Genomic DNA, 25425 nt, shown 5'->3' on the forward strand with positions numbered 1-25425 from the left:
CCGATACTCTTCCACACCATGAAGACCCCCATCTCCGGCCCCCGCGTCCAGCCCCGTCCGCTCGAGACCCCCGCCACCCCGGCGCCCGTCCGCAACGAGGTGAAGCCCCAGGCCCCCGTGGTGCGCGGTGACGCTCGCGATGTGTCCCTGTTCGACACGGGAGCCGCTCGCAAGCCGACGGTGGCGCTGACCACGCCCGTCGCCCCCCAGGGGACGAACGTCGCCCCGGGCACCTACCCCAGCGTCGCGGACGTGAAGGCCATTGCCTCCATCCAGGACCCGGTGGCGCGCAACTACGCGATTACCCAGGGCTACGCGGACCTGTCCAACGGCCTGGGTCAGATGCTCGGCAAGGAGAACGCCAACTGGTCCACCTTCGCGACGTGGGCGTCCAAGCAGGCGGGCGTGAGCATCCGCAACGAGGACATGCCCAAGTTCTTCACCGACGCGCTCAAGGGCGCCGGTGACATGGCGGGTCCGCTGAAGAAGGTGGACGACGTGCTGCGCAAGGTGGGCCTGCCCGCGCTGCCGCTGGCGGACATCGCCGCGGCGGGCAGCGAGGCGCTCAACAACGTCAGCAAGTCGATTGCCGACGGCAACCAGTTCGTCTTCAACGAGGTGGGCCAGGAGTTCGCCCGCTTCATCGAGACCTTCCAGGGCGACACGTCCTACGACGCCGCCAAGACGCAGAAGTACCTGGATGGCTTCGGCAAGGACAAGCCGCTCCTGAAGGAGGCCTTCGGCCACTACACCAAGGCCATGTTCGAGAAGGACCCGAACAAGAAGGCGGAGCTGATGCTGCTCGCCAATGACCAGATTGGCCTGCACGAGCAGACGCAGCTCCAGCAGCACGTGGAGAAGGCGCTCAACGCGCCGGTGAAGGACACCTTCCGGAGCATCCTCAAGCAGAGCATCGAGTCCGGCATCAACGCGCTGCCCTTCCCCGCCAACCTCGCTGGCAAGGCCGCCCTGAAGACGGGCCTCGTGGACGCGGCGCTCAACCCCCTGGTCGACGCGACGGCCTCCGTGTTCCGCCGGCTCGCCACCGAGCACATGATGAAGCTCGCGGTGCCGGGCGGCGCGCTGAAGCTGGGCAACGACCTGCCCCCGCCTCCGGGGATGGAGAGCACGCTCTTCCCGCCGCACCTGCGCGCCATCGAGAACCCGGAGCTGCGCGCCCTGCTGGGCAAGCTGGACTCCAGCTCCGACAGCCTCAAGGGCACCGCGGCCAAGGACTGGAGCAAGCTGGACCAGCGGATGAACTACATCATCGACCTGTTCCGCACGCGCCAGTCGGACCCGCACCTGTTCGACGCGCCGTTCGGCAAGACGGGCACCACCTACCCGCTGCCGGCCACCCAGCAGCGCGCGGGCTGAAGTCCCTCGGGGCGCCGTCACCTCGGCGCCCCGTCGCCGTCACACCTCGTCCACCACGAACTGCTCCTGCCGGGCGATGCCCAGCTTCTTCATCCGGCTCTGGAGCGTGGAGGGCTTGAGGCCCAGGAGCGCCGCCGCCCCACCCGGCCCGTAGACGCGCCCCCGCGTGAGCGTCAGCACCCGCAGGATGTGCTCCCGCTGCACCGCCGCCAGCGTCAGCACCGAGCCGGGCTTCATCGTCGCGTCCAGCACGCTCGGCACCGCCGGCTCCACCTGCGCCGCCGGGTGAGCGCTTCCACCGTGCGCCACCACGTCGAACGAGGAAGGACCCAGCTCCGTGCCCTTCGTCAGGATGGTGGCGCGCTCCAGCGCGTTGCCCAGCTCGCGCAGGTTGCCCGGCCAGTCATACGACTCCAGCCTGGCCAGCCCCGCCGGCGACACGCGCATGCCGCGCCGACCGGTGCGCCGCGCCTGCTCCTCCAGGAGGAACGTACACAACTGCGCCAGGTCCTCGCGCCGCTCGCGCAGGGGCGGCAGCCGCAACGGGAAGACACTCAGCCGGTAGTAGAGGTCCTCGCGGAAGCGCTTCTCGGCGATGGCGCGGTGCAGGTCCACGTGCGTGGCCGCGAGGATGCGCACGTCCGAGCGCACCGTCTTGTCGCTGCCCACCGGTTCGAAGGCCTTCTCCTGGAGCGCGCGCAAGAGCTTCGCCTGAAGTTCGACGGGCAGCTCGCCCACCTCGTCCAAGAGCAGCGTGCCTCCGCTCGCCATCTGGAAGCGGCCCGCGCGGTCCTTCGTCGCGCCCGTGAAGGCGCCCTTCACGTGGCCGAACAGCTCACTCTCCAGCAGGCCCGCCGGAATCGCCGCGCAGTTGAGCGTGACGAAGGGCTGGTCCGCGCGCGAGCTCCACTTGTGGATGGCCCGCGCCAGCCGCTCCTTGCCCGTGCCCGTCTCACCGGTAATCAGCACCGGCGTGTCCGTCTCCGCCACCTGCCGCGCCCGCCGCGCGAGGTCCCTCATGACGGGGCTCAGCGACGCCTCGAGGATGCCCTCCGACTCTCCGCTGAGCTGCGCCTCCAGGAGCTTCGCGTGCTCGTGGTCCTGACGGTGCAGCCGCTCGAACGTCGCGCGCTGCTCGGCCGCCTGGAGCGCCGTCGCCAGCATCTGGCCGTACACCTCCACCAGGTCCACCACCGGCTGCGGGTACGTCTCGCACTCGGCGCGGTCCAACGTGAGCACGCCATAGGTGCGCTCGCCCGCGCACAGCGGCACCACCATGCACGCGTGCCCCGGCGGCAAATCCAGCACGCCGTCGAACGGGTCTCCGTCACCGTGCGAGTGGTCCTCTTCCGTGAAGGCTCGCGCGCGCCGTGTCTCCAGCGCGTGACGCAGCGAGGGGAACTCCGACAAGGTCAACGCGTGGTGGCGCACCTTCGCGTTCGCCAGCGGACCACGCGCCGCCACCGACACCAGCTTGCCGTCCCTCAACAGGAACAGCGTCGCCAGGTCGAAGCGCACCACGCGCGTCAACCAGTCCAGTCCTCGACGAAGCAGCTCATCCACCGAATCTTCGGTGGTTGCCAGCTCGACCAGGTCCCGAGCATCCTTCGCGCCCTCGGTTGGCGCTGACAGTTCATCCGACATGAGGCATGAATAATAGCGCTCCACCGAAATTGCAGTGGCGGTCATCACCGATATTTCGTTATTCACCGTCCCAGCAACACCGGCCAGTGGGGGGCTGAAGTCAAGTCCCTGGAATCATTGAAGTCGATTGACTGGCACGAGGTCTGCTGTAGCCGTTAGCAGAAGACACCTTCCCAGGGGCCCCCCGCGGGTCCCTCAACCCAAGGAGCAGTACATGCTGACCGTTGGCGACAAGATTCCGAGCTTCAAGGTCAAGGCCACCGTGAGCCTGGAGAAGGGCAAGGAGTTCCAGGAGATCACGAACGAGACCTACAAGGGCAAGTGGCTGGTGCTGTTTGCGTGGCCCAAGGACTTCACGTTCATCTGCCCCACGGAGATCGCGGAGTTCGGCAAGAAGAACAAGGACTTCAATGACCGTGACGCGCAGGTGCTGGGCCTGAGCACGGACAGCGAGTTCGTGCACCACGCGTGGCGCACGCACCACCCGGACCTCAAGGGCCTGCCGTTCCCGATGCTGGCGGACCTGAAGCACGAGCTGTGCAACGCGCTGGGCATCCTCCACAAGGAGGAGGGCGTGGCGTTGCGCGCGACGTTCATCGCGGACCCCGAGGGCATCATCCGCCACGTGACGGTCAACGACCTGTCCGTGGGCCGCAACGTCTCCGAGACGGTCCGCACCCTGGACGCGCTCCAGACGGACGAGCTGTGCCCGTGCAACTGGAGCAAGGGTGAGGAGACCCTGACCCAGAAGCTGGCGAAGGCGGGGTAACGCGTCATGGCCTCGCTCGAAGTCGTCCGCTCTGAACTCGCGGACGCCCACAAGGACACCCGCCTCAACCTCCAGGCAGTCCTGGAAGGTGGCAGCCTCACCCCCGAGCAGCGCTGGGGCGTGGCTGTCGCGTCGGCCTACGCCGTTCGGAATGACCGGCTGAAGGAAGCGATGCTCAACGAGGCGCGGAAGGCACTCGCGAACCCCGAGCCCATCATCGAGGACGCGCGTGCTGCGGCGTCGCTGATGGCGATGAACAACGTGTACTACCGCTTCCGGCACATGATCGGGAAAGAGTCGTACTCGACCAAGCGCGCCGGACTGCGGATGAACAGGCTCGCGCAGGTGCTGACCAACAAGGTGGACTTCGAGCTGGTCTGCCTCGCGGTCAGCGCCATCAACGGCTGCGAGATGTGCATGCAGTCCCACGAGAAGGTCGTCCTCGAGGGCGGCCTCTCCGAGGACCAGGTGCACGACGCGGTGCGAGTCGCGGCGGTCATCCACGCCGCGGCGGTGGGCCTGGAGTCTTAAGCCTCGCACCCGCGAGTCATTCGCTGTGCTTCACCCGCGCCCTCCGGTGGAAACACCGGGGGGCGCTCCATTTGTGGGCGACGCGCATCTGAATGAACGTCCGCACCCCTTAAGAACGAAAGGAAGTCCCTCATGTACAAGAGCCCCAGCCCCCTCCCCGAGAAGACCCGCGCCTCCATCGCCGAATCGCTCAACGCCCGCCTGGCGGATGGCCTGGACCTGCACTCGCAAATCAAGGTGGCCCACTGGAACATCAAGGGCCCGCAGTTCGCGGCGCTGCACCCGCTGTTCGAGACCTTCGCCGTCAGCCTCGCCAACCACAACGACTCCATCGCCGAGCGCGCGGTGACGCTGGGGGGCAAGGCGTTTGGCACCACCCGCCATGTCAGCAAGTCCAGCCGCCTGCCTGAGTATCCGCAGGAGACGACGCGTGACTTGGAGCACGTGAAGCTGCTCGCCGAACGCATCGAGGTCTACCTGGAAGGCCTGCGAGACAGCCGCAAGCTCTTCGTCGAGGTGGATGACGCGGATTCCGAGGACCTGGCCACCGGCATCATCGTGGAGTTCGAGAAGCACGTCTGGTTCCTGCGCGCCTCACTGGAGACCTGAGGCCGGCGACACCCGGGGCGAAGGCGCCGTGAGTGTGCATGGCGCTATACGCTCCCAGCACGTTTGACGGAGCCCTTGTGCCTGTTTTCGCCACGTTGCGAAGGGCACGAGGGTTGCTCTACCAGGGAGCACCCCGCCCGCGACGATGCGGTCCGGGCATCCCTGGAGAAGTCCCCGTGCGAACCCTCATTGGCCTGTCTCTCTCCGCCCTCCTCGTCGCGTGTGGCCGCGACGTGCCCCCGGATGAAGTGATTGAAGCCGCCAAGGCGCGCGTGGAGCGCGTCGTCGCGGCGGGGCACCTGACGCGGGGCGCGCTGGAGGTGCTCGGGTTCATGCCCGTGTACACCTGTGGCGAGCCGCGCCGGGCGTTCCTGGATATCGCGGCGCCCGACGTGAGCGCGCGCCTGTCCTGCGCCACGGCCACGGTGGAGCAGCTCGACGCGGTGACGGACGGCGTGGTGCTGAGCTTCAACGGGCCGGACTGCGAGGTCCACGGCCTGCGGCTCGAAGGCCGTGCCTTCTTCAAGTACAGCGGCGGTGTGGACCGGATGGACGTCTCCGTGGACCTGCGCCAGCTGCGCGTGGACGGCGCGGTGCTGCCCGCGGAGGTCGGCTATGGCACCTGCGGAGACCAGACGAGCGTCTGGGCGAAGGCGGCCGGCGACGTCCCGGGACGCCCGGGCCACACGCTGCGCGTGGATGCGCGGGTGGGCAAGCGCGCGGGCCTGCCGCTGTTGGGCGGCTCCTCGCTGGTGCTCGACGGTGAAGGGGAGCTCACGGGCCCCGACGGCGTGGACACGATGACGCTCGACACCCTCCAGTACGAGGTGGGCGAGTACCTGCCCAAGGAGGGCACGGCCATCCTGGAGACGTCGGACGGACACCGCGTGGAGGCGAACTTCCAACCGGGCCTGTGGCGGCTGGGCAAGGTGGAGGTGACTGTGGATGACCACGCCTCCGTGACGGTGCCCATCATCCGGTAGCAAGGGATTGCGCGCGCGTCGTCGCTTTCCGCTAGGGTTCCCGGCCGTGAGCGACGACGTCACGATTCCCGCATTCCGCTCCGTGCCCCGCACGGGCGTCATCTACGTCACCGCCGAGGCCACGCGCCGAGGCTACCGTTCCAGCGACCCCGACTGGTGCAACCTGGGCCAGGGGCAGCCGGAGACGGGAGATTTGCCCGGCGCACCGGCCCGCCTGAACACGGTGAACATCGACGTGGCGGACATGGAGTACGCGCCGGTGGCGGGGCTGTGGGACGTGCGAGAAGCCATCGCCAGTCTCTACAACCGCCTCTACCGCAAGGGGCTGCCCAGCCAGTACAGCGCGGAGAACGTGTGTCTCTCCGGTGGCGGGCGAGCGGCCCTCACCCGCGCCGCGGCGAGCCTGGGCTCCATCAACCTGGGCCACTTCCTGCCGGACTACACGGCCTACGAGGAGCTGCTGGACGTCTTCAAGGCGTTCACCGCCATCCCCATCCTCCTGGAGGGTGAGCGCGGCTACGCCTTCACCCACGAGGACCTGCGCCGCGAGGTGCAGGGCCGCGGGCTGTCCGCGCTGCTCTTCTCCAACCCGTGCAACCCCACCGGCAAGCTGGTGCAGGGGGACGAGCTGGCGCGGTGGGTGGGCGTGGCGCGTGAGCAGGAGTGCGTGCTGCTCATCGACGAGTTCTATTCGCACTACATCTGGACGGGCCGCCCCGGGCACCTGCCGGTGGAGAGCGCCGCGCGCTACGTGGAGGACGTGAACCGCGACCCCGTCGTCCTCTTCGACGGCTTCACCAAGAACTGGCGTTATCCGGGCTGGCGCATGACGTGGACGGTGGGGCCCAAGCAGGTGATTGAAGCCGTCTCCAGCGCGGGCAGCTTCCTGGACGGAGGAGGCAGCCGGCCCTTGCAGCGCGCCGCCATTCCCCTGCTCCAGGAGGAGCCCGTCATCGCGGAGACGCTGGCCATCCACACGGCCTTCCGCGAGAAGCGGGACAAGTTCCACTCGCGCCTGGAGCGGCTGGGCATCCGCACGGACCGCGCGCCGGATGGGACGTTCTATGTCTGGGGCAACGTGTCCGGACTGCCCGCGCCGCTCAACGACGGCATGGGCTTCTTCCGCGCCGCGCTGGAGCAGAAGATCATCACCGTGCCGGGTGAGTTCTTCGACGTGAATCCAGGCAAGCGCCGCGCGCGTCCATCCCGCTTCCGCGGCTATGTGCGGCTGTCTTTCGGGCCGTCCATGGAAGTGCTGGAGAAGGCGCTGACGCGACTGGAAGCCATGGTGCTGCAGCACAGCCGCACCTGACCGCGCGCAACCCCCTTCCGGAGCCGACGCGTCCCTGGCGGCTCCGGAAGGCAATGACACCCATCCGCTAGAGATTCTTCTCCAGCAACTGCACCAGGCGCTGAACGCGCTCGCTCGTGTAGTTCTCGATGTTGCTGAAGTTGTGCCGGTAGAACAGCGTCTTGTCCTGGAAGCGGTAGAAGACACGGTCCTCGGGCTCGGTGCCGCTGATGAAGTACTTCTTGAAGCCGTCCTTCACCGCCTGCTTGGAGAAGTCATCCACGGCGATCTGCTGGAGGGCCAGCACCACCGGCTCGAAGGAGATGGCGTCGAAGCCCTTCTCGAAAATCTCCGCCAGCCCCTCCGCTCCGCGCCCAGGGTGTTCCACTCCACCTCGAACTCGACGGGCGCGCCGACCAACTCGTTGAACTTCCGCTGCCACTTCGGGCGGGACGACAGGTTCCGGAACGACCCGGGGCCCTGCGTGACGCGCGCCTGGAGGCCGTATGCTTCCCGGCGCCCATGAAACTCCCCTCCTCCCGGCTCGCGCTGCTCGGCGTCCTCTACTTCGTGCAGGGCCTGCCCTTCGGCTTCCAGGCCACCGCGCTGCCCGTGTACCTGCGGGAGCAAGGGGTGTCGCTCACCGCGCTGGGCTTCGCCGGGGTGCTCGCGCTGCCCTGGGGGCTCAAGGCGCTCTGGGCGCCGCTGGTGGACCGATATCACTCCGCGCGGCTCGGACGGCGCAGGTCCTGGATTCTGCCGATGCAAGCAGGCCTGACGCTCACCTGCGCGGCGGCGGGGTTCATGGTCTCCGAAGGGGGTTCGCTGAAGGTCCTCCTGGGGCTCATCCTGGTGATGAACCTCTTCGCCGCCACGCAGGACATCGCGGTGGATGGGCTCGCGGTGGACACGCTGAGGCCGGAGGAGCTGGGCCTGGGCAACTCCGTGCAGGTGGTGGGCTACAAGCTGGGGATGCTCACGGGCGGCGGGCTCCTGGTCTGGGCCAGCAAGTCCATTGGCTGGTCGGGCCTGTTCCTGTCCATGGCCGCGCTGTGCGCGGGCGCGCTCGTGGTGACGCTGCTCACCCGTGAGCCACCTCCGCGTGAGGATGCGAGCGGACGCGACACCGCGGCGCCCCCGGAGACACGCCTGAGCTGGCGGCAACTGCGCGAGCGCTTCGCCTCGGTGATGATGAAGCCGGGCACGCTCTGGCTGCTGCTCTTCATTGGCACGTACAAGTTCGGCGAGACGATGGCGGACGTGCTCTACAAGCCCTTCCTCCTCGACGCGGGCATCCCCGCCTGGAAGATAGGCCAGTGGGTGGGGACGTGGGGGAACGTGGCTTCCATCCTCGGCTCCCTCGCGGGAGGACTGCTCGCCACGCGCCTGCCCATCGTCGGAGCGCTGACGCTCACCGCCTCGCTTCGCGTGCTGCCGCTCATGGGCCGCTGGTGGCTGGCGACCCACGGCGTCAGCGACGCGGGCGTCATCGGCGTCACGCTCGCGGAGGAGCTGGTGGGCGGCGCGCTCACCACGGTGATGTTCGCGTTCATGATGTCTCGCGTGGACCGGCGTATCGGCGCCACGCACTACACGCTGCTGGCCAGCCTCGAGGTCTGGGGCAAGGCCCCCGCCGCGCCACTCGCGGGGTGGCTCGCGGACCCGGCGCACGGACTGGGACTGGGCTATGCGCCGGTCTTCCTGCTCGGTGCCGCACTGTCCGTGGCATTCCTCGCGCTGCTGATTCCCATCCGCCACCAACGCACGAGTCCCACCTCCGTCGCCTCCACCGGCTGACGCGCGCGGGCGCACGTCACGATTCCGTGACAGCCGCATTTCCTCGATTGGCTGTACTCATTTGTTATCAAGACAGATGTGTCAGACGCGCGTGTTAAGTGCGGAGCCGCAGTTCCCCCCTTCTCACGCGCGGGAGAAGTTGCCCGCGAGAGGTCCACCCTTTGTTCTCTACATCCCTGAAGTCGTTCCTGGGCGGCGTCGCGCTGTTGGCCGCGCCCCAGGCCCTCGCGGACAGCACCACCACGATTCCCGCCTTCAACGCGGCGATTGCCACGGCCCGGACGTCGAACAGCCCCGGTGGCACCACCGTGCGCCGCGCGGAGATGAAGAACGCGGTCAACCTGTTCCTCTACGACGACGGCCGCGTGGACGCCGCCGAGCGCACCTTCCTGGGCGCGCGCATCAACGACCTGGTCTTCAACATCGGCGTCACCGCCACCGCCAAGAAGTACATGATTGATGTCCACGAGCTGAACGACGGCGCCACCACCTATGCGCCGCTGTGGCTCGACGACATGGCGCAGACGCCCGAGCAGCTGTTCGGCGCGACCGGGCCGCTCACCACGTCCTCCTCCATCAAGGAGGGCTACATCCCTAATGGGCAGGGCGTGGCGAACCAGGAGACGCTGTCCTACAAGGCCGCCGCGGCCTTCGGGCTGCGGGGCGTGGGGGCGTTCACCCCCATCACCGTCCAGGAGCTGCTCGCGAAGCTCTCCGCACAGGTCATCAGCGGCACCCCGAACTCGGATGAGGTGGATGGCGCGCTGGCGCTCATCACGCAGATTTCGCGCAACAGCAACCGGCTCTACACCACGGGCTGGTCGTGCCAGACGTACTGCGGCGGTGGCGGCCCTGGGGACATGGGTGGCTACTTCATCGCCGCGGTGAGCACGGACCGCCAGTTCGTGCGCATGGTGCGCGTGACGACCTGGTCGGACTAATCGTTCCTCAGCGCCGTGCGCGCAGCTCGAGCCCCGCGGGAGGGAAGGTTCCTCCCACGTGGGTCCACTCGAGCCGGACCTGACGGCGGCCCTCGGGCGGAAGCTCGAGGACCGCCAACACCCTGCCCTCTCCGCGCTGGTTGACGCGGACGTCCACGCGCTGGCCGTCGACCTTCATCGCCAGGTTCAGCACTCCGGCCTGTGGGAAGAAGCGTTCTGAGGGATGGAGTCGCGGCGAGGTGAGCAGCAATTCCACCTCGCGCGGCTCGCTGTCCTCGTTCTCCAGCGTGTACGTCAGCTGGTACGAGACGCCCCGGGCACCGTCGTGCGTCCTGTCGTCCCGAGCGGATGCAGCGCGCGAGGCGGAGGTCCCCGAGGTCGGCGTCAACGTCGGCGCGTCAGGCCCCGTGCCCGCGCGCCTGCGGGGCATGGACATGACGAGGTCGCCCGCGAGCGTTCCTGGAGACAGGCGCAGCGTGCGCTCACCCACGAAGAGGCTGCCTGCTTCGCTCACCCCCTGAAGTGAAGGGAAGGCCGTCGTGCCCGCATCCCCGGCGGTGGCCAGCGGATGCTCGCTCCGGGAGATGGCGGCGAGCTCGTCGGGAGTGAGTGGCAGGGGGCTGGACACGGTGGCCAGACGGAACCGCGCGCCGGGGTCTACCTGCCCCTTCGAGTCCAAGGCCGTGAAGTCCAGGAGGGCGCAGAGCGTGCCCGACTTTTCGTGACGCGCATCCAGGACGACCACCGTCGCGCCAGGCGGCACGGTGAGAGAGCCCTCGAAGGCGCCCCGGGTTCCCAGGCGCACGTCGTCCAGGTGGGACAGGTCGAGGTCGTCACGGACGAGCGGACGGGACTGGCGCTCTGATTCGTCACGGGCATCGAGGACGGCGTCGAGGAGGCCCGAGGCGAGGACCGCATGCGGTCCTCGGAAGAACAGGCCCTCTGGGTCTGGTTCCTTGCCTTGCTCTGCCTGCGCGTCGACCAGTCCCGTGAGGTCCTCGTCGATGGGCTCCTGGCTCAACGGGTTGAAGGGCGCGCCCGTGGTGCTCGGTGGGAACTGGGGCGTGAGGTACTTGGAGAAGAGGCCACCCTTGACCTGGAGCTGAATGGGACGCCCCGACGTGTTTCGCAGCACGACGGAGCAACGCCCGGTTCCCTCGGAGGCTGCTTCCACGCGGTTGATGGCGCGCACGTACAGCCGGGCCTGACCGGAGAAGGTGTAGCCGCCCTCGCTCTTTCCCGGCACGAGCCGACTCATCGTGGAGCCGAGGACACCCCAGGTCCGAATCGTCTCGGGGTTGGAGTGGACGAGGAGTGGCGCGCCCGTGAAGGCGCCCTCGATGGGAGCGAGGGCGGAGATGGGGAGCACCTCCGAGTCGAGGTCACCCACGGACAGCGGCGGTCGCGTGTGCGTTCGCGCTTCGTAGCGAGGAGGCGGGGCTTCGTCCTCGATGGGCGGCACCTCCGCGATGATCACATCGTCCGAGGAGGGCTCCTCCGACTCCACGCTGGCCCCCCGAGATGAAACCAGCGTGAGCCCACGCCGCGAAGGAGGCTTCGCGGGAGCTTCGGACGGGGGACTCGCGACGGAGTTCGCCCGTGGCTTCGACGCGTGAGGCGCCTCGACGACCTTCACGTGCGGCTTCGCCTCGTGGGCTGTCTCGATGGGCGTTGCTTGCGGCTTCGCCTCGTGAGCTGTCTCGATGGGCGTTGCTTGCGCCTTCGTCTCTTGCGCGGTCTCGATGGGCGTTGCTCGCGGCTTCGCCTCGTGCGCTGTCTCAATGGGCGTTGCTTGCGACTTCACACCCTCGACACTCTTGAGGGAAATCTCTTGCGGCGTGACGTCGGCGGACTTCGCCTGTCCTTTGCCCACTGGCTTCGCCTGAGGCTTCGCGGATTCAGAAGTCCCGGTGGCCTTCGACTGACCCTTCAGGACCTGCGCATCTCCCGCCGACTTCACCTGTGCCTTCGAGGCCTGCGTATCTCCCGCCGCCGAGCTCCCCTGTGACTTCGTCGCCTGCGCATCTCCAGCCGACTTCGCCTGTGCCCTTGGGGCCTGAACATCTCCAGCGGCCTTGGCCTGTGCCTTCGAGGCCTGCGTATCTCCCGCTGACTTCCCCTGCGCCTTCGGGGCCTGAGCATCTCCAGCGGCCTTGGCCTGTGCCCTCGGGGCCTGAGCGTCTCCAGTGGGCTTCGCCTGCGCCCTCGTGGCTTGTGCCCCTCCCGCCTGCTTCGCCTGTGCCCTCGGGGCCTGAGCGGCTCCAGGCGACTTCCCCTGCGCCTTCGGAGCCACGGCGGGCTCCGGCTTTCGTGCGGGCTTCTTCGCGGACTCCGCCCCTTGCCCCGCCGAGGGCTTTCCCCCGGCGGACGCCCCACGGGTCGTCGGAGGGGCGGGTTTCGAGGACGAACGTCTGGGCGGCGGCTTCGGGGGCGGCATGGAGAGATCCTCTCACGCCCGCGACCACTTCCTCCAGGCAAGGCCCGTCAAGGCGAACACCCCGACGGTGGGCACGGCCCACGGCCCCACCCTCGCGAGCCGGTGCTCCCAGACATCCACCCGGTCCGCCAGGAGCAAGATCATCCAGTGGCGCGCCAGGTGGTCCGGGTAGCCATAGGCCACCTTGCGCAACAGTCCGCTTACCCCGTGAGGCGGCTGCGCGGTGCCGAACACCGGGGGGAACCCGGCACGGCCCTTGTGCTTGAACACGCGCACATCCGAGTGCTGCACACGGATGGGCACGCGCGCCCCCGGCATGGGTTGAGGCGTTCTCTCCATCGGCACACCCGGACGACTGGAGGGTTCCAGGTCCACCGCGGCGTCAGGAATGGGTCTATCCGGCATGGTTCGGCTCCTTGCTCGTCACGCGTACCCAGGGGTGAGGACGCACTTGACGCAGCCGTCCTGCTTCTGGGCGAACAGGTGGTACGCCTTGGGTGCCTCCTCCAGCGGGAAGCGGTGGGTGATGATGCCCTTCGCGTCGATGCGGCCCTCACGGATGTGCTGGAGCAGATGCGGCATGTAGCGACGCACGTTGCACTGGTTCATCCGCAGCGTGAGTCCCTTGTTCATCGCGGTGCCAATGGGCATCAGGTTCCACGGCGGGCCGTACACCCCGACGATGGAGACGTTGCCACCCTTGCGCACGACGTCGATGCACCAGGTGAGCACCGTGGGCGCGCCCGCCTCCAGCTTCAATCCCAGCCCCAGCACGCGCTGCCCCAGCGAGCCCTCGGCCTCCATGCCAACCGCGTCGATGCACACGTCCGGCCCGCGCCCCTCGAACAGCTCCTTCAGGTAGAGGACGATGTCGTCCACCTCCCGGAAGTTCACCGTCTCCACCTTCGCGTACCGCTCCGCGAAGTCGAGCCGGTACTGCACGCAGTCCACCGCGATGACCCGGCCCGCGCCCATCAGCCACGCGGACCGCATGGCGAACAGGCCCACCGGGCCCGCGCCGAACACCACCACCGTCTCGCCGCCCTTGATTTCACCCATCTCCGCGCCCATGTAGCCGGTGGGCAGGATGTCTCCGAGGAAGAGCGCCTCCTCGTCCTCCATGCCGTCGGGAATCTTCAGTGGCCCCACGTCCGCGAAGGGCACGCGCACGTACTCGGCCTGCCCGCCGTCGTAGCCGCCCGTCGTGTGCGAATAGCCATACACGCCGCACGCCACGTCGCTCGACGGGTTGCTGTTCTCACACGAGGCCGTCAGCCCTCGCTGACAGTAGAAGCAGGTGCCACAGGAGATGTTGAAGGGCACCACCACCCGGTCGCCCTTGTGCAACTGGCTCACCTCGGAGCCCAGCTCCTCCACCACACCGGTGAACTCATGACCGAACGTGTGGCCCACGCGGGTATCCGGCACCAGGCCGTGCAACAGGTGCAGGTCCGAGCCACAGATGGCCGTGCGGGTCACCTTGAGGATGACGTCCTGCGGGTGCTCCAACCGAGGGTCTGGCTTGTTCTCCACCCGGACCTTGAACGGCCCCTGGTACGTCAGTGCACGCATGTGAGTCCTCTCCCGTTGCACATACGGGTGAGGACTCCGACGCCTCGCGGCAAGACGCTCGACAGCGAGCCCCTGGCTGCCCTGCCGCCTTGTGGCGCGGGCACCGCCGCTCAGCCGACCACGGGCTCCACGGGAAGCTCCGTCGCGCGCCAGAGATACCAGCTCACCACGGTGCGCCAGGGCCGCCAGCGCTCACCGTATTCCAGCAGCGCCTTGGGGCGCGGCATCTCCGGAAGCCCATACGCGAGCATGAAGCCCTTGCGCACGCCGAAGTCGTCCACCGGCAGCACGTCCGGCCGACCAAGCCGGGAGATGAGCAGCATCTCCACCGTCCACTGACCGATGCCTCTCACCTGCGTGAAATGCTCGATGAGCGAGGCGTCGTCCATGCGCCGCACGCGGGACAGGGGCGGAACGGTGCCGTCCAGTGACTTGCGCGCCAGGTCCTGCAGCGCGGCCAGCTTGTTGGCGGACAGGCCCGCCTCGCGCAGCACCGGCTCCGACACGGACAGCAGGGCCTGGGGCGTGAAGCGGCGGCCCTTGCCCACGCGCTCGCTGACGCGCTCGAAGATGGCGGCGGCGGCACGGCCGTGGAGCTGCTGATAGACGATGGACTCCGCCAGCGCGGCGAAGGGACTGTGCAGGGGGCTCAACTGGAGGCGGAAGGAGCCCACGCGCTTCATCAGCGCGCCCAGCTTCGGGTCCTCGCGCGCCAGGGCACGGCGGACCTCGGGAGTGAAGGCTTCGGGCAGGCGCGGGGCGGTGGGAGCAGGACGCGGCATGGGAGGGGTGACATGCTGCCGCTCCCAGCGCCCCGCGCAACCCGATTCTTGTCACGAAGAGCCGAGACTCAGAGTAGCGCGGCCTTGTCCGTCTCGGAGGGCACCTGGCGCCGGGGCTCGCCCTCCATCAGCTCGTCGAACTCCTCCTCCATCTGGAGGCCCAGGTCCTCGAGCTGCTCCTTGGAGACGAGCTTGCGGACCTTCTTGAAGAGGTCGCCCTCTTCCTCTTCCACGTGGTGCTCTATCTGCTCCTGGAGCACCTTCATCTTCGCGTCGAAATCCTCGTCGTGCGGCTCCATCTCCATCAGGTCGGCGATGATGCGCTTGGCGGACAGGTGCTCCTCCACGGCCTCGCGCAGCAGGTCCTCGGTGTCGTTGGCCTTGGACGCCGGATAGAAGTACTGCTCCTCGATGGTGGTGTGCGCACTGAGCCGGTCGGCAATCATCTCGAACAACTCCCGGCGTTTCGCATCGGCATGGTCCGGGAGCTTGCCGTACTGCGTGAAGAGCTTCTTCACCTCGGCGTGTTGCTGCTTCAGGAGGTCCAACGCGTTCATGGGTGTATCTCCGTGTCCGACGGGGTTCTTGTCATCAAACGAAGAAGCCGGGGCTCAGCGGGGCAGCTTGCGGGAGGGCAGGTCCTTCACCGCGGGCCCGTTGAGCACCTTGCCCGTGGGGCTGTAGCGCGCGCCGTGACAGGGGCAGTCCCACGAGCGCTCCGCGCCGTTCCAGTGCACGTGGCAGCCCAGATGCGTGCACACCGGAGACACCGCGTGAGAGGTTCCGTCCGCCTCGCGGTAGACGGCCACCTTCTGCCCTTCGACTTCCAGAATCTTCGCCTCGCCGGGCGCCACCTCGGACAGGTGCTTGCCCTCGGGCTTCGCCAGCCGGTCCGCGACGAAGCGGAAGGCCGTCTCCGCGTTCTCCTGGATGAAGTCCTTCGCGCCCGCCAGCGGTTTGACGCGCGTGGCGTCATACAGCGCGGCGTAGGGACTCTGCCGACCCAGGATGAGGTCGCTGATGAGCATCCCCGCCAGCGTGCCGAACGTCATGCCCGTCCCGGAGAAACCCGTCGCCACGTAGACATGGCGGCTGGCGCTGTTGCGGCCGATGTACGGCAGCCCGTCCGTGGACTCGATGACCTGACCGGACCAGCGATACGTGAGCTGCTTCACCGGGAAGTGCTTGCGCGCGTAGTCCTCCAGCGCCGCGTAGCGCCGCCCGGTGTCCTCCTCCGCGCCGACCTTGTGGTCCTCGCCACCGACGATGACGTACGCGCGGCCCTCGACGGACTGCGTGCGGATGTAGTGATAGGGCTCCTGCGAGTCGTAGTACTGCCCGGGCTCCAGCGGACCTTCGAGCGGACCCGCCACCGTGTAGCTGCGATACGCGGACAGCTTCGTCTGCAGCAGCACCCGGTTGAGCGGCGAGTGGGTGGCCTCCACCACGGCCGCGGCGGTGACGGTGCCCCGGTCCGTGACGACGCGACAGGGCGCGCCGTCGTGGACCTCCGTCACCCGCGTGTTCTCGAAGAGGAAGCAGCCCTCGCCTATCAGCGAGTCCACCAGCCCGAGCAGATACTTGCGCGGATGGAACAACGCCTGGTCCTCCACGCGCAGCGCGCCCTTCACCGGGAAGGGCAGCGGCACCGCGTGGGTGAGCGAGGCATGAAGGCCCGCGTCACGCGCGGCGGGGAGTTCCTGCTCCAGCGCCGCCCACTGACGCGCGGTCTCCGCGTAGCGGAACGAGGGGACGCGCTGGAAGTCACAGTCCAGGGAGAGTTCCTGGACGAGCGAGGCCACCTGCTCCATCGCCGCGCGGCTGGAGGACGCCGCCAGTCGGGCACCCTTCTCCCCGAAGTCTCGCCGCAGCGTGGCGTAGGGCGTGTCGAGCAGCTCCGTGAGGTGGGCGGTGGTCTGCCCCGTCTGGCCCGACAGGATGCGGTTCATCTCCAGCACCGCCACCCGCTTTCCCGCGCGCTTCAGCAGCCATGCCGTGGTGAGTCCGGTGATGCCCGCACCGATGACGACGACATCCACCACCAGGTCGCCCGCAAGCGCCGGGAAGTCACGCGGCGGGGCAGTCAAGGTCCAGAGCGACCGGTTCGTCCGCGTCTCATCCATGTCCTCAACCTAGGAATGCGCCGGAGGTGCGATAACCCGCCGAGTCGAAGCACGGGCCTGCCCGGCTGCCCGGCTTGGGAGTCACTCGGGATGTGCACGAGCGGACAGAGCCGGGGGCCGGGTGTTGGCAAGTCACGTCGACGAGGAAGCGGTTCTGGGGTGGGCAGACCCGCCGCGCTAGAAAAGGGCTGGGTCGGCCCCCCCGAACCCTGCCGAAAGACCAGGGAGCCACAAAGGATGCCCGTGGAAAGAATGGCTGGGAGCACCAGCCTCGTCGATGTCATGGACCGGGTCCTGGACCGCGGCCTTCGCTGGGACGATGTCGTCCACGCGGACCGCCTCTCTCCCGAGCATGCCGCCCGTGTCGTGGTGACCTACCTGGAGGTTCGGACCGACGACACCCCGCGCCCTGGCGAAACACCTCGTCCCACTCCTGGAGCCTGACGCATTGGCCTCTCCCGTCCCTCTCGCCCTGGACCCCACCTCCTCCGCCGATGCACGCCTGGCCCTGGCCGAGCAGCTGCTCGCCTGCGACACGGCACGCGCCTGCGCCGAGGCCATGGTGGAGTGGCTGCCCCGGCATGCCCAGGCCGCCGCCGCGGCCTGTCTGGCGCGCGAGGAGCCCGGTGGGAGGATGAGCTGCCTCGCCGCGAAGGGGCTGTCCGAGGCGCAGCACGCCGCGCTGCAGGCGTGGTCCGATGACGACAAGGCCCACCCGCTGACGGACGCGCTGGCCCAGGCCGCGCCGCGCTTCTTTCCGAGTGCGCGCGCGCCCCTGCCCGCGCAAGGCACGGGAGGCCTGTTCGCGGTGCCGCTCGGACGCGCCGACGCGCCTCCGGTGGGGCTGTTGCTCGTCTGGGCGAGCGGACCCACCCTTCCCCCGGAGGTGACGTGGGTCGCGGGACACGCGGGGCCCTTCCTCGCGCGGCAGGCCACGTCAGGGCCGCTGGGCACGACGGGCAGCGCGCTGCTTCGCCGCATCATCGACGCGGTGACGGACCCGGTGCTGCTGACGGACCTGAGGGGACGTCCGCGACTGGCCAACGCGCGCGCGGAGGCCCTATTGGTCGCCCATCCCGACACGAGCCACGGCCACCGGCGCGCCGTCCACCTCAACCAGCGCGTGTTCGCCACCGCGGTGGCCAGCACCGCCAGCGGTGGCTCGCCGGGTGTCAGCTGGCGCGAGATACCGCTGGTGGACCCCATGGAGGGGATGGACCTGCTCTTCGAGCTCGTCAGCACCCGCGTGTACGAGCCCGACGGCCGCGAGGCCATGGTGAGCGTGCTGCGCAACGTGACGGACCTGGGACGGGCGACCCAGGCGCTGGGAGAGAGCTACCGCCGCCTGCGCGCCACCGAGCGCGAGGCGCGCAGCGAGCGGCACCGGTTGGACCGGGTGCTGGACTCCGTGGCGGACCCCATCATCCTGTCGGACCCTTCCGGCGGCACGGTGATGATGAACGAGCCCGCGGAGAAGCTCTTCACGCCGCCTTTGGATGGAGGCCGCGCCGCGCAGCGCCGCGTGCGCTCCAACCACGCGACGTTCGCCTCGTTCCTCGCGCACCTGCTGGACGCCGGGGGCAGCCTGCGCTGGCGCGGGCAGCTCAGCCTGATGGACCCGGCCAGCGGCGACACCCTCCCGGTGGAGGCGGTGGCCAGCAAGGTGTTGGGTGAGAGCGGCGAATTGACGGGCATCGTCACCCTCTTCCGCGACAGGGGCGAGGCCCTGGCGAAGGCGCGGCTGTTGGAGCGGCTCAAGGAGGTCTCCACGCTGCTGGAGGCGCGCGTGCAGGTGGCCACCGCGGAGCTGGCGGAGCAGAACGAGAAGCTGCGTCGGCAGGCCATCCAGTTGGAACAGGCGAGCGCGGCCAAGTCGCAGTTCCTGGCCAACATGTCCCACGAGTTCCGCACGCCGCTCAACGCCATCCTCGGCTACACCAACATGCTGCTGCAGGGCGTGTCCGGTGAGCTGACGCCGCCGCAGAAGCGCAACCTGGCGCGCATCGACTCCAATGGGCGGCACCTGCTGGAGGTCATCAACGAAATCCTGGACATCACCCGCATCGAGGCGGGGCGGATGCCGTTGCATCTGTCGGACTTCGGAATCGCCGAGCTGCTCCAGGAAGTCATGGCGGAGATGGACCCCATCATCGCGCGCAGCAAGCTGACGGTGACGACGCACCTGGGCGCGAAGCTGCCGCCGGTGCACAGCGACCGACAGAAGGTGAAGCAGGTCGTCCTCAACCTGCTGTCCAATGCCCTGAAGTTCACGCACGAGGGCTGTGTGAAGGTCCTGGCGGAGTACGTTCCGTCGACCTCCATGCTCACCATCTCCGTGGAGGACTCCGGGATTGGCATCGACCCGGCCTACCAGGAGAAGATTTTCGAGGACTTCCAGCAGGTGGATAGCTCGCCCACCCGGGCCTATGGCGGCACCGGGCTGGGATTGTCCATCTGTCGCCGTCTGGCCGACATGCTGGGGGGACGCGTCTCCCTCCAGAGTACCCCTGGGCAGGGGTCGACCTTCACGTTGCACTTTCCACGACGCCCGAGGCGGACATGACGAATCCCTCCCCGAACCTCAAGCCGCTCGTACTCGTCGTGGACGACTACGACGACGCGCGGGAGATGTACGCCGAGTACCTGGAGTTCTCCGGGTTCCGCGTGGCGCAGGCGAGGAACGGCCAGGAGGCACTGGACCAGGCCTTCGCGCTCACACCGGACATCATCCTGATGGACCTGTCGTTGCCCATCATCGACGGGTGGGAGGCGACGCGGCGGCTGAAGAACGATGACCGCACGCGCACCATCCCCGTCGTCGCGCTCACCGGCCATGCGATGACGGGCCAGTCGGACGAGGCGAAGGGCGCGGGGTGCGACTCCTTCGTCACCAAGCCGTGCCTCCCCGACGAGCTGGTGGCGGAGGTCCGGCACATCCTCGCTCAGCGCGGAGCCGCCGTGTCCCACTGAGACGTGCCCATGCCACGGACCTCTCGCCCTCCCAACAAGTCCAAGGCCTCCGGTCGGCGCGGCGCCCCGGCACGCAAGAGTACTCCCGCGCGCAAGGCGCCCCGACGCACGACCTCCGCCGAGGAAACCCGTCCCCCCGCCCCGCCCCCGCCCCGGGAGGGACGCGGCAAGCGCAACACGGTGAAGAACACTCCGAAGGGCAAGCCCCGGGCGCGCGTCACGCGGACGCAGGAGGAGCTCGCGGGTCCGCACTACCTCTATGGCGTGGTGCGCACCGAGGGCCCGCTGGACTTCGGCCCCATCGGCCTGGGAATGCCGCCGGCCCACGTCCACGCGGTGCGCGAAGGAGCGCTCGTCGCGCTGGTGTCGTCAGCCCCCGCGCGCGTGGTGGACCCGACGCGAGCCAACCTGTTGGCCCACCAGCGCGCCGCCGAGGTGGTGCTGCGTGAGCACACGCTGCTGCCCGTGGCCTTCGGGACGGTGCTGGGTTCGGAGGCCGAGGTGCGGCGGTTGCTGCGCTCCGCCCAGGACGCGCTCACCCGGACCCTGGTGGCGCTGGAGGGCAAGGTGGAGCTGGGGCTCAAGGTGCTCTACCACCGCGAGCACCTGGCCCGACGCATGGAGTTCGAGGACGCGGGCCTGCGTCGCCGGGAGAACGAGCTGGAGACCGAGCACGAGCGACGGCTGGGGCAAGCCGTGGAGCTGCGCGCGTCGCTGGACATGGCCGCGATGCTGGAGGGCCTGCACCCGCTGGCCAACGCGACGCGCACGGACGCGCCCGTGGGCGAGCGGATGCTGCTCAACGCGGCCTTCCTCGTCACCAGGGACGCGGTGCCCGACTTCGAGGCGAGGGTCCGGATGCTCGCCGCGCGCTCGGACCTCTACGCCTTCCGCTTCACCGGCCCCTGGGCGCCGTACAGCTTCGTCGACGTGCGACTGGGGCTGGACGACAGCCCCGAGACGCCCGATTCACGGCGCGCCCGCTGACGACACCGGCGTCGTCACGCGCGCGGCCTCCGCGGCCAACGGGTCCACGCCCGCGTGGAGGCGGACCCAGCCGGGGGTGTGCTCGGTGCGCGCGAAGAAGCCGTCCGTGCCCCGCGCCACCGTCAGCTCGCCCACGGACTTGCCGCCGCGCCGGTACTCCACGCGGAAGGCCTCCTTGGGCTCGCCTCCCGTCGGCTGCTCGTCGCGGCCCAGCAGGTCCAACGGCATCAGGCGCCACACGCGGTCATGCCAGTTCCGGGTGAACTCGTCCGGCTTGTCCGGCGCCTCTTCTGGCGCCAACGCGACGGGGTTGGGCGCCTTGCCGGTCGCCGTGAAGGTCCGCGACGCGCCCCCGGAGGAGATGACCACCGCGTCGAAGTCACCCAAATCAAACGTGTGCAGCCGCCGGTCCACCAGCCGGCTGGTCGCGTTCTCCAAATCCGGCAGCAGCGCGGGGCCCAGCAGGAACACCTGGCCGTCCGACTCGCGACGCAGGTAGGGCGTGCCCCAACCCCCCGTCGTCGAGGCGAGCGTGAAGGTCTCCACCTTGCCCCCCAGCGTCAGCGTCAGCTTGCGCTGCGACGTGGTCAGCCCCACCTCTTCCAGCTTCTTCGCCTCGAGCACGCCGAGCGCCCGCGTGGCCCGCAGCGGGGCGAAGCGCGGGAAGAGCTTCGCCGCCACCTCGTTGGCCCGGAGCTCGCGCGGAGGCGGCTGTGGCGGCGTGGCGGCCAGGGGCGGCGTACCCGCGTCCTGTCCACCTTGAGCCACGGTGCCGGAAGCCCCGCCATCCGTGCCCGGCGCGGAGCCCGCATCCGTGCCCTCCGCCGCGGGGAGGCCCTTCGAGGGCTTGTAGCCCAGACGGACCCACAGCGTGTCCCGCGACTGCGCGTCGCGATACAGCTCCACGTAGCGCGCCTCGTCCTCGTAGCGCACCTTGTCCAGGGCGCGTGCCGGCAGCTCCACCACCGTCACGTCACCGGGAGCACCCGAGGGCGCCCGCTGCCACACGAGATAGGCGGACACCAGCGCCACCACCGCGAGGGCGCCCTGGAGCGCCAGGTCCCGCGCCTTCATTGCTCACCTCCCGCCGCCACCGGGGCGCGCGGAGCACGACGGCCTCGCCGCCGCGTCGTCACGAAGCCCAGCGCCAGCACCAGCGCCGGGGCCACGAACACGGTGGCGTAGAACCACGCCACGTCCTGCTCCCGCGTGTGCTGGATGGGCACGTCTTCCTCCGAGGACACCGCGCCGGACACGGACTCCTCGCCCGTCAACCACCGCAGCGTGTCCACCGCGAGGTAGGCATTGCCCATGTTGGACAACACCACGTCGCTCACCACGTCCGCGTCCGCCATGACGACGGCGCGCATCGGCTCCTTGCCGGCCGCCGCGGGCTGCTCCACCGCCACCACCAGCGGCCACGTGCGCCGCGTCTCTCCGGCGTCCGGGGTGAAGTTCCCGTTGGCGTCGGCGAACGTCGCGCCATGCGCGCGCACGGAGATGTCGTGCATGACGCCGTTGGGCAGCGGCTGCACCTGGTCCAACGCGCCCGCGCCCAGGAAGGCCACCGGCGACTGGCCGCCCATCGCCGACAGCGACGTGACGGACGGATGGGAGCTGAACGTCGCCGTGCCCAGGTTGCCCCGGTCGCTCTGCTGACGCGTGGTGCGGAAGTACACCTGGTCATTCGCCAGCGGCGTGCCCGCGTACTTCAAGCCCAGGGGCTCCAGCAGCTTCTCGAAGCGAGGGCCCTCCGGCTCCAGCGCCACCCACAACCGGCCGCCACGCTCCAGGTACTCGCGCACCGCCGCGAGTTCCTCGGGGAGGAAGTCGCGCGTGGCACCCACCACCACCAGCGCCCCCGCGTCGCGAGGCACCTCACGGCCCAATCCCTCCGCGACCCCCAGCGACCGCACGTCCACGTTCTGCGCGCGCAGCAGCTCCTTGAACTGGGCCACGGACGGCTGCGGCATCTCACCGGGCACCGGACGCGTCTCCGCGCGCTCGCCATGGCCCGCGGTGAAGTAGACGACGCGTCGGGGCTTCGCCACCGTCAGGAGCCGCCGTTGGACCTCCTGGTCCAGCCGCTGGAGCTGCCCTCGCGCGCGGTCCAGCTCCAACCCCACCGTGAAGGGCTCCTTGCGCTCACCCCGGGCCACCACGACGGTGCCGTTGTTGTGCACGCCCAGCGTCCTCGCGCGAGCGGGCTCCACCGCCTGGTCCAGCCGCTCCACGTTGAGCAGCTCCGGGCTCTCCAAGGACAGGTCCTGGAAGTACTGGCGCACCGCCTCTCCCACCTCGTTCGCGGGCGGGAAGAAGAGCGTCACCTGCAGCGGCTCGTTGAGTCCTCGCACCACCTTGCGCGTGGAGTCGCCGGGCTTCGCGGTGCGGAAGTACGACAGGTCCCACGTCGTGTTCGCCTGCGTGACGACGTACATGGTCGCGAAGGCGAAGATGAGCACGAAGGACAGGCCCAGGCCGGAGAACAGCGCGCTGCGAGCGCGGCCCGTCTCAAGCACCGGCGCCCGCGTCATCGCCTGCGCCGCCGTCTCCACCAGCGCCAGCGGCACCAGGCAGCACGTCAAGAGCGCGGGGAACAGCGCCGTCAGCATCACCGCCAGCTTGGGCGCCTTCTGCGACAGCGGCCCACCGAAGAGGGCCGTGCCCACGTCGGACTGGAGGAAGTAGAGCGCCAGCGCGAGCAGGCCCAGGCCGTAGAGGCCCAGCACCCAAACATCCACCGTGCGCCGGTCCGCGCCCGTGCCACGGGAGCGCGCGAAGCGCCAGATGACCGCGCCCACCGCCGCCACCGCGCCCAGCCCGGAGAAGGCCGCCCGGCCCGTCCCCACGCCCAGGATGCGCTCGCCGATGAAGACCGCCACCAGCCCCGCCACGAAGACCAGCGTCGCCGCCAGCCCATTGCCCACCGGACGGGTGCTCATCGCCACCTCCGCGCTTCGAGCACCCGGGTGGCCGCGAACAGCGCCACGTAGGTGACGACCAGGTAATAGACGACGTCACGCACGTGGATGAGCCCCGATTGGAACGGCGGGAAGTGCTGGTTCCACAGGGACATCGCGCTGAAGACATCCGACAGCGGCTGCTCGGTGATTCGCGCCAGCAGCCAGCAGAGGATGAGCGCCACCAGCATCACCGCGGAGGTAATCGCCGCGAGCAACTGGTTGCGCGCCAGCGCCGAGCCGAACGTGCCGACGGCGAGAGAAGCACTGCCCAGCAGCAGCAGTCCCAGGTAGCCCGCCGCCACGTGGCCGAAGGACACCTTGCCGTTCACCAGCACCAGCACCGGCATGTACAGCGTGCACAACACGTACAGCGACAGGAAGGCGAGCCCCGCCAGGAACTTGCCCAGCACGATGTCGCGGTCTCGCAGTGGCGACGAGTACAAGAGGGGCAGCGTGCCCGTCTGCCGCTCCTCCGCCAACAGCCGCATGGAGATGAACACCGAGGCGACGATGGTGAAGCCGCTCGAGTAATAGAAGAACTGCGACAGCACCTCGGCGGAGCGCTTGCTCGCGCCGCCCAGGGCGTATGCGTTGAAGAACAGGCCGTTCAACGCGAGGATGACCGCGATGACGACGTAGCCGCTGAGCGTGCGCAGGTAGCCGGACAGCTCGCGACGGGCGATGAGAAGGGCCTTCACGCGCGCACCTCCTGACCGTGCGTCAGCCGCAGGAAGATGGACTCCAACTGGCCCGCGCCCTGGTCCAACCGCAACAACTCCAGCCCCGCGCCCACCACCGCCTGTGCCACGCGCGGACGCTCGTCCGGAGAGGCCCGCAGCGTCAGCGACACCACGCCGTCCGCCGCCCGGTCCACGTCCACCGCGCCAAACGGCTTGAGCACCTCGAGCGCACGCGCCCGGTCTCCCCGCACCTCCACCTCGATGGAGCCGCCGCCGCCCATCTTCCGTCCCAGCTCCTCCTCCGTCCCCTGCGCCACCAGCGTCCCCTTGTGGATGATGAGGAGCCGGTCACACGTCTGGGAGATTTCCGGAAGGATGTGGCTGGAGACGAGCACCGTGTGCGTGCCCTTGAGCCCGCGGATGACGTCGCGCATCTCGACAATCTGCCGAGGGTCCAGGCCGCTGGTGGGCTCGTCGAGGATGAGCAGCGCGGGCTTGTGCACCAGCGCCTGCGCCACGCCCACGCGCTGACGGTAGCCGTGGCTGAGCGTGGAGATGAGCTCGCCGTCCACCTCGCGAAGGCCCGTCTTCTCCTCCGCCTCGCCCACGCGCGCGGTGGTGTCCCGGGCCGTCACGCCGCGCAAGCGCGCGACGTAGGCCAGGTACTCGCCCACCGTCATCTCCTCGTAGAGCGGCGGCACGTCCGGGAGGTAGCCAATGCGCTGCCGCACCTCGTGGGCGTTGCTCACCACGTCATGGCCGTCGATGACGACACGGCCGGCGGTCGGCAAGAGCACGCAGCCGAGGACCTTCAACGTCGTCGACTTGCCCGCGCCATTGAGGCCGAGGAAGCCGATGACTTCACCCTGGCCGATGGTGAAAGCCAGGTCCCGGATGGCCGCATGCTCACCGTAGTACTTGGTCAGCCCTTCGACCTGAATCATAGGGGGCCATTCCATCAGTCCCCCC

Annotated in this window: 22 protein-coding genes and 1 pseudogene; 11 read left to right on the forward strand and 12 right to left on the reverse strand. The window is 69.1% G+C overall.

Annotated features, from left to right (window positions below; translation table 11 throughout):
• The first annotated feature begins 18 nt into the window (after positions 1–18).
• The gene (locus HUA78_RS16895; RefSeq protein WP_174456514.1) at positions 19–1377 is read left to right on the forward strand and encodes a hypothetical protein; all 1359 of its coding nucleotides are present in this window, start codon (positions 19–21) and stop codon (positions 1375–1377) included.
• 39 nt (positions 1378–1416) lie between these two features.
• Here HUA78_RS16895 and HUA78_RS16900 read toward each other — a convergent pair whose 3' ends face one another.
• Positions 1417–3021: a sigma 54-interacting transcriptional regulator gene (locus tag HUA78_RS16900; protein WP_141641618.1), complete on the reverse strand. Its 1605-nt coding sequence runs from the start codon at positions 3019–3021 to the stop codon at positions 1417–1419.
• 214 nt (positions 3022–3235) lie between these two features.
• On the opposite strand from HUA78_RS16900, the gene HUA78_RS16905 reads away from it, so the two are divergent.
• From HUA78_RS16905 to HUA78_RS16925, 5 genes and pseudogenes are all read left to right on the forward strand, one after another.
• Positions 3236–3790: a peroxiredoxin gene (locus HUA78_RS16905; RefSeq protein WP_141641619.1), complete on the forward strand. Its 555-nt coding sequence runs from the start codon at positions 3236–3238 to the stop codon at positions 3788–3790.
• Positions 3791–3796: 6 nt separating this feature from the next.
• The gene (locus tag HUA78_RS16910) at positions 3797–4321 is read left to right on the forward strand and encodes a carboxymuconolactone decarboxylase family protein (RefSeq protein WP_141641620.1); all 525 of its coding nucleotides are present in this window, start codon (positions 3797–3799) and stop codon (positions 4319–4321) included.
• Positions 4322–4426: 105 nt separating this feature from the next.
• Positions 4427–4930 (forward strand): annotated as a pseudogene (dps, locus tag HUA78_RS16915) (DNA starvation/stationary phase protection protein Dps); the annotation flags it as partial.
• A 176-nt stretch (positions 4931–5106) separates the two neighbouring features.
• Positions 5107–5913 carry a hypothetical protein gene (locus tag HUA78_RS16920; protein ID WP_141641622.1) on the forward strand — a complete coding sequence of 269 codons (807 nt, stop codon included), beginning with the start codon at positions 5107–5109 and terminating at the stop codon, positions 5911–5913.
• 46 nt (positions 5914–5959) lie between these two features.
• The gene (locus HUA78_RS16925; RefSeq protein WP_141641623.1) at positions 5960–7225 is read left to right on the forward strand and encodes a pyridoxal phosphate-dependent aminotransferase; all 1266 of its coding nucleotides are present in this window, start codon (positions 5960–5962) and stop codon (positions 7223–7225) included.
• Positions 7226–7292: 67 nt separating this feature from the next.
• On the opposite strand, the gene HUA78_RS16930 is transcribed toward HUA78_RS16925, so the two are convergent.
• Positions 7293–7592 (reverse strand): hypothetical protein, encoded by a 300-nt coding sequence (locus HUA78_RS16930; RefSeq protein WP_174476722.1) that lies wholly within the window; start codon positions 7590–7592, stop codon positions 7293–7295.
• A gap of 134 nt (positions 7593–7726) precedes the next feature.
• Here HUA78_RS16930 and HUA78_RS16935 point away from each other — a divergent pair, with 134 nt between their 5' ends.
• Together HUA78_RS16935 and HUA78_RS16940 are read left to right on the forward strand one after the other, a co-directional pair.
• Positions 7727–9001, forward strand: a complete 1275-nt coding sequence (locus tag HUA78_RS16935) for an MFS transporter (protein WP_174476723.1) — start codon at positions 7727–7729, stop codon at positions 8999–9001.
• Positions 9002–9162: 161 nt separating this feature from the next.
• Positions 9163–9942, forward strand: a complete 780-nt coding sequence (locus HUA78_RS16940) for a hypothetical protein (protein WP_174476724.1) — start codon at positions 9163–9165, stop codon at positions 9940–9942.
• A 7-nt stretch (positions 9943–9949) separates the two neighbouring features.
• Here HUA78_RS16940 and HUA78_RS16945 read toward each other — a convergent pair whose 3' ends face one another.
• The 6 genes from HUA78_RS16945 to HUA78_RS16970 all read right to left on the reverse strand — a co-directional run bounded on the left by HUA78_RS16945 (position 9950) and on the right by HUA78_RS16970 (position 16856).
• Positions 9950–12235: a hypothetical protein gene (locus HUA78_RS16945; protein ID WP_174476725.1), complete on the reverse strand. Its 2286-nt coding sequence runs from the start codon at positions 12233–12235 to the stop codon at positions 9950–9952.
• Positions 12236–12391: 156 nt separating this feature from the next.
• Positions 12392–12784 carry a hypothetical protein gene (locus HUA78_RS16950; RefSeq protein WP_174476726.1) on the reverse strand — a complete coding sequence of 131 codons (393 nt, stop codon included), beginning with the start codon at positions 12782–12784 and terminating at the stop codon, positions 12392–12394.
• Positions 12785–12802: 18 nt separating this feature from the next.
• Entirely contained in the window at positions 12803–13951 is a 1149-nt protein-coding gene (locus HUA78_RS16955; RefSeq protein ID WP_174476727.1) for a zinc-dependent alcohol dehydrogenase, read from the reverse strand.
• A gap of 110 nt (positions 13952–14061) precedes the next feature.
• Positions 14062–14733, reverse strand: coding sequence for a DNA-3-methyladenine glycosylase (locus HUA78_RS16960; RefSeq protein ID WP_141641628.1), 672 nt, complete (start codon positions 14731–14733; stop codon positions 14062–14064).
• A 68-nt stretch (positions 14734–14801) separates the two neighbouring features.
• Entirely contained in the window at positions 14802–15290 is a 489-nt protein-coding gene (locus tag HUA78_RS16965; protein WP_174456522.1) for a hemerythrin domain-containing protein, read from the reverse strand.
• A gap of 54 nt (positions 15291–15344) precedes the next feature.
• Positions 15345–16856, reverse strand: coding sequence for an FAD-dependent oxidoreductase (locus tag HUA78_RS16970; RefSeq protein ID WP_174476728.1), 1512 nt, complete (start codon positions 16854–16856; stop codon positions 15345–15347).
• 448 nt (positions 16857–17304) lie between these two features.
• Between HUA78_RS16970 and HUA78_RS16975 the strand changes: the two genes are divergently transcribed.
• From HUA78_RS16975 to HUA78_RS16985, 3 genes are read left to right on the forward strand one after another with little or no spacing between them, the layout of a single operon-like run.
• A complete protein-coding gene (locus tag HUA78_RS16975; RefSeq protein WP_174476729.1) occupies positions 17305–19419 on the forward strand; it encodes a PAS domain-containing hybrid sensor histidine kinase/response regulator in 2115 nt (704 codons plus the stop codon).
• A complete protein-coding gene (locus tag HUA78_RS16980) occupies positions 19416–19826 on the forward strand; it encodes a response regulator (protein WP_141641633.1) in 411 nt (136 codons plus the stop codon). Before HUA78_RS16975 ends, HUA78_RS16980 begins: the two co-directional genes overlap by 4 nt.
• A 9-nt stretch (positions 19827–19835) precedes the next feature.
• The gene (locus tag HUA78_RS16985; RefSeq protein WP_174462827.1) at positions 19836–20813 is read left to right on the forward strand and encodes a GvpL/GvpF family gas vesicle protein; all 978 of its coding nucleotides are present in this window, start codon (positions 19836–19838) and stop codon (positions 20811–20813) included.
• On the opposite strand, the gene HUA78_RS16990 is transcribed toward HUA78_RS16985, so the two are convergent.
• The 4 genes from HUA78_RS16990 to HUA78_RS17005 are packed head-to-tail and all read right to left on the reverse strand — an operon-like array spanning position 20796 to position 25400.
• Complete coding sequence (locus HUA78_RS16990) at positions 20796–21887, reverse strand: hypothetical protein (protein WP_174476730.1); 1092 nt, start codon at positions 21885–21887, stop codon at positions 20796–20798. The two genes, HUA78_RS16985 and HUA78_RS16990, sit on opposite strands and share 18 nt — an antisense overlap.
• The gene (locus HUA78_RS16995) at positions 21884–23755 is read right to left on the reverse strand and encodes a Gldg family protein (protein ID WP_174476731.1); all 1872 of its coding nucleotides are present in this window, start codon (positions 23753–23755) and stop codon (positions 21884–21886) included. Before HUA78_RS16995 ends, HUA78_RS16990 begins: the two co-directional genes overlap by 4 nt.
• Positions 23752–24474 (reverse strand): ABC transporter permease, encoded by a 723-nt coding sequence (locus HUA78_RS17000; protein ID WP_141642288.1) that lies wholly within the window; start codon positions 24472–24474, stop codon positions 23752–23754. Before HUA78_RS17000 ends, HUA78_RS16995 begins: the two co-directional genes overlap by 4 nt.
• Entirely contained in the window at positions 24471–25400 is a 930-nt protein-coding gene (locus HUA78_RS17005) for an ABC transporter ATP-binding protein (protein WP_141642287.1), read from the reverse strand. Before HUA78_RS17005 ends, HUA78_RS17000 begins: the two co-directional genes overlap by 4 nt.
• Positions 25401–25425: the final 25 nt, after the last annotated feature.

This window comes from Myxococcus sp. CA033, assembly GCF_013336625.1.
In the GTDB taxonomy this organism is placed as follows: domain Bacteria; phylum Myxococcota; class Myxococcia; order Myxococcales; family Myxococcaceae; genus Myxococcus; species Myxococcus llanfairpwllgwyngyllgogerychwyrndrobwllllantysiliogogogochensis.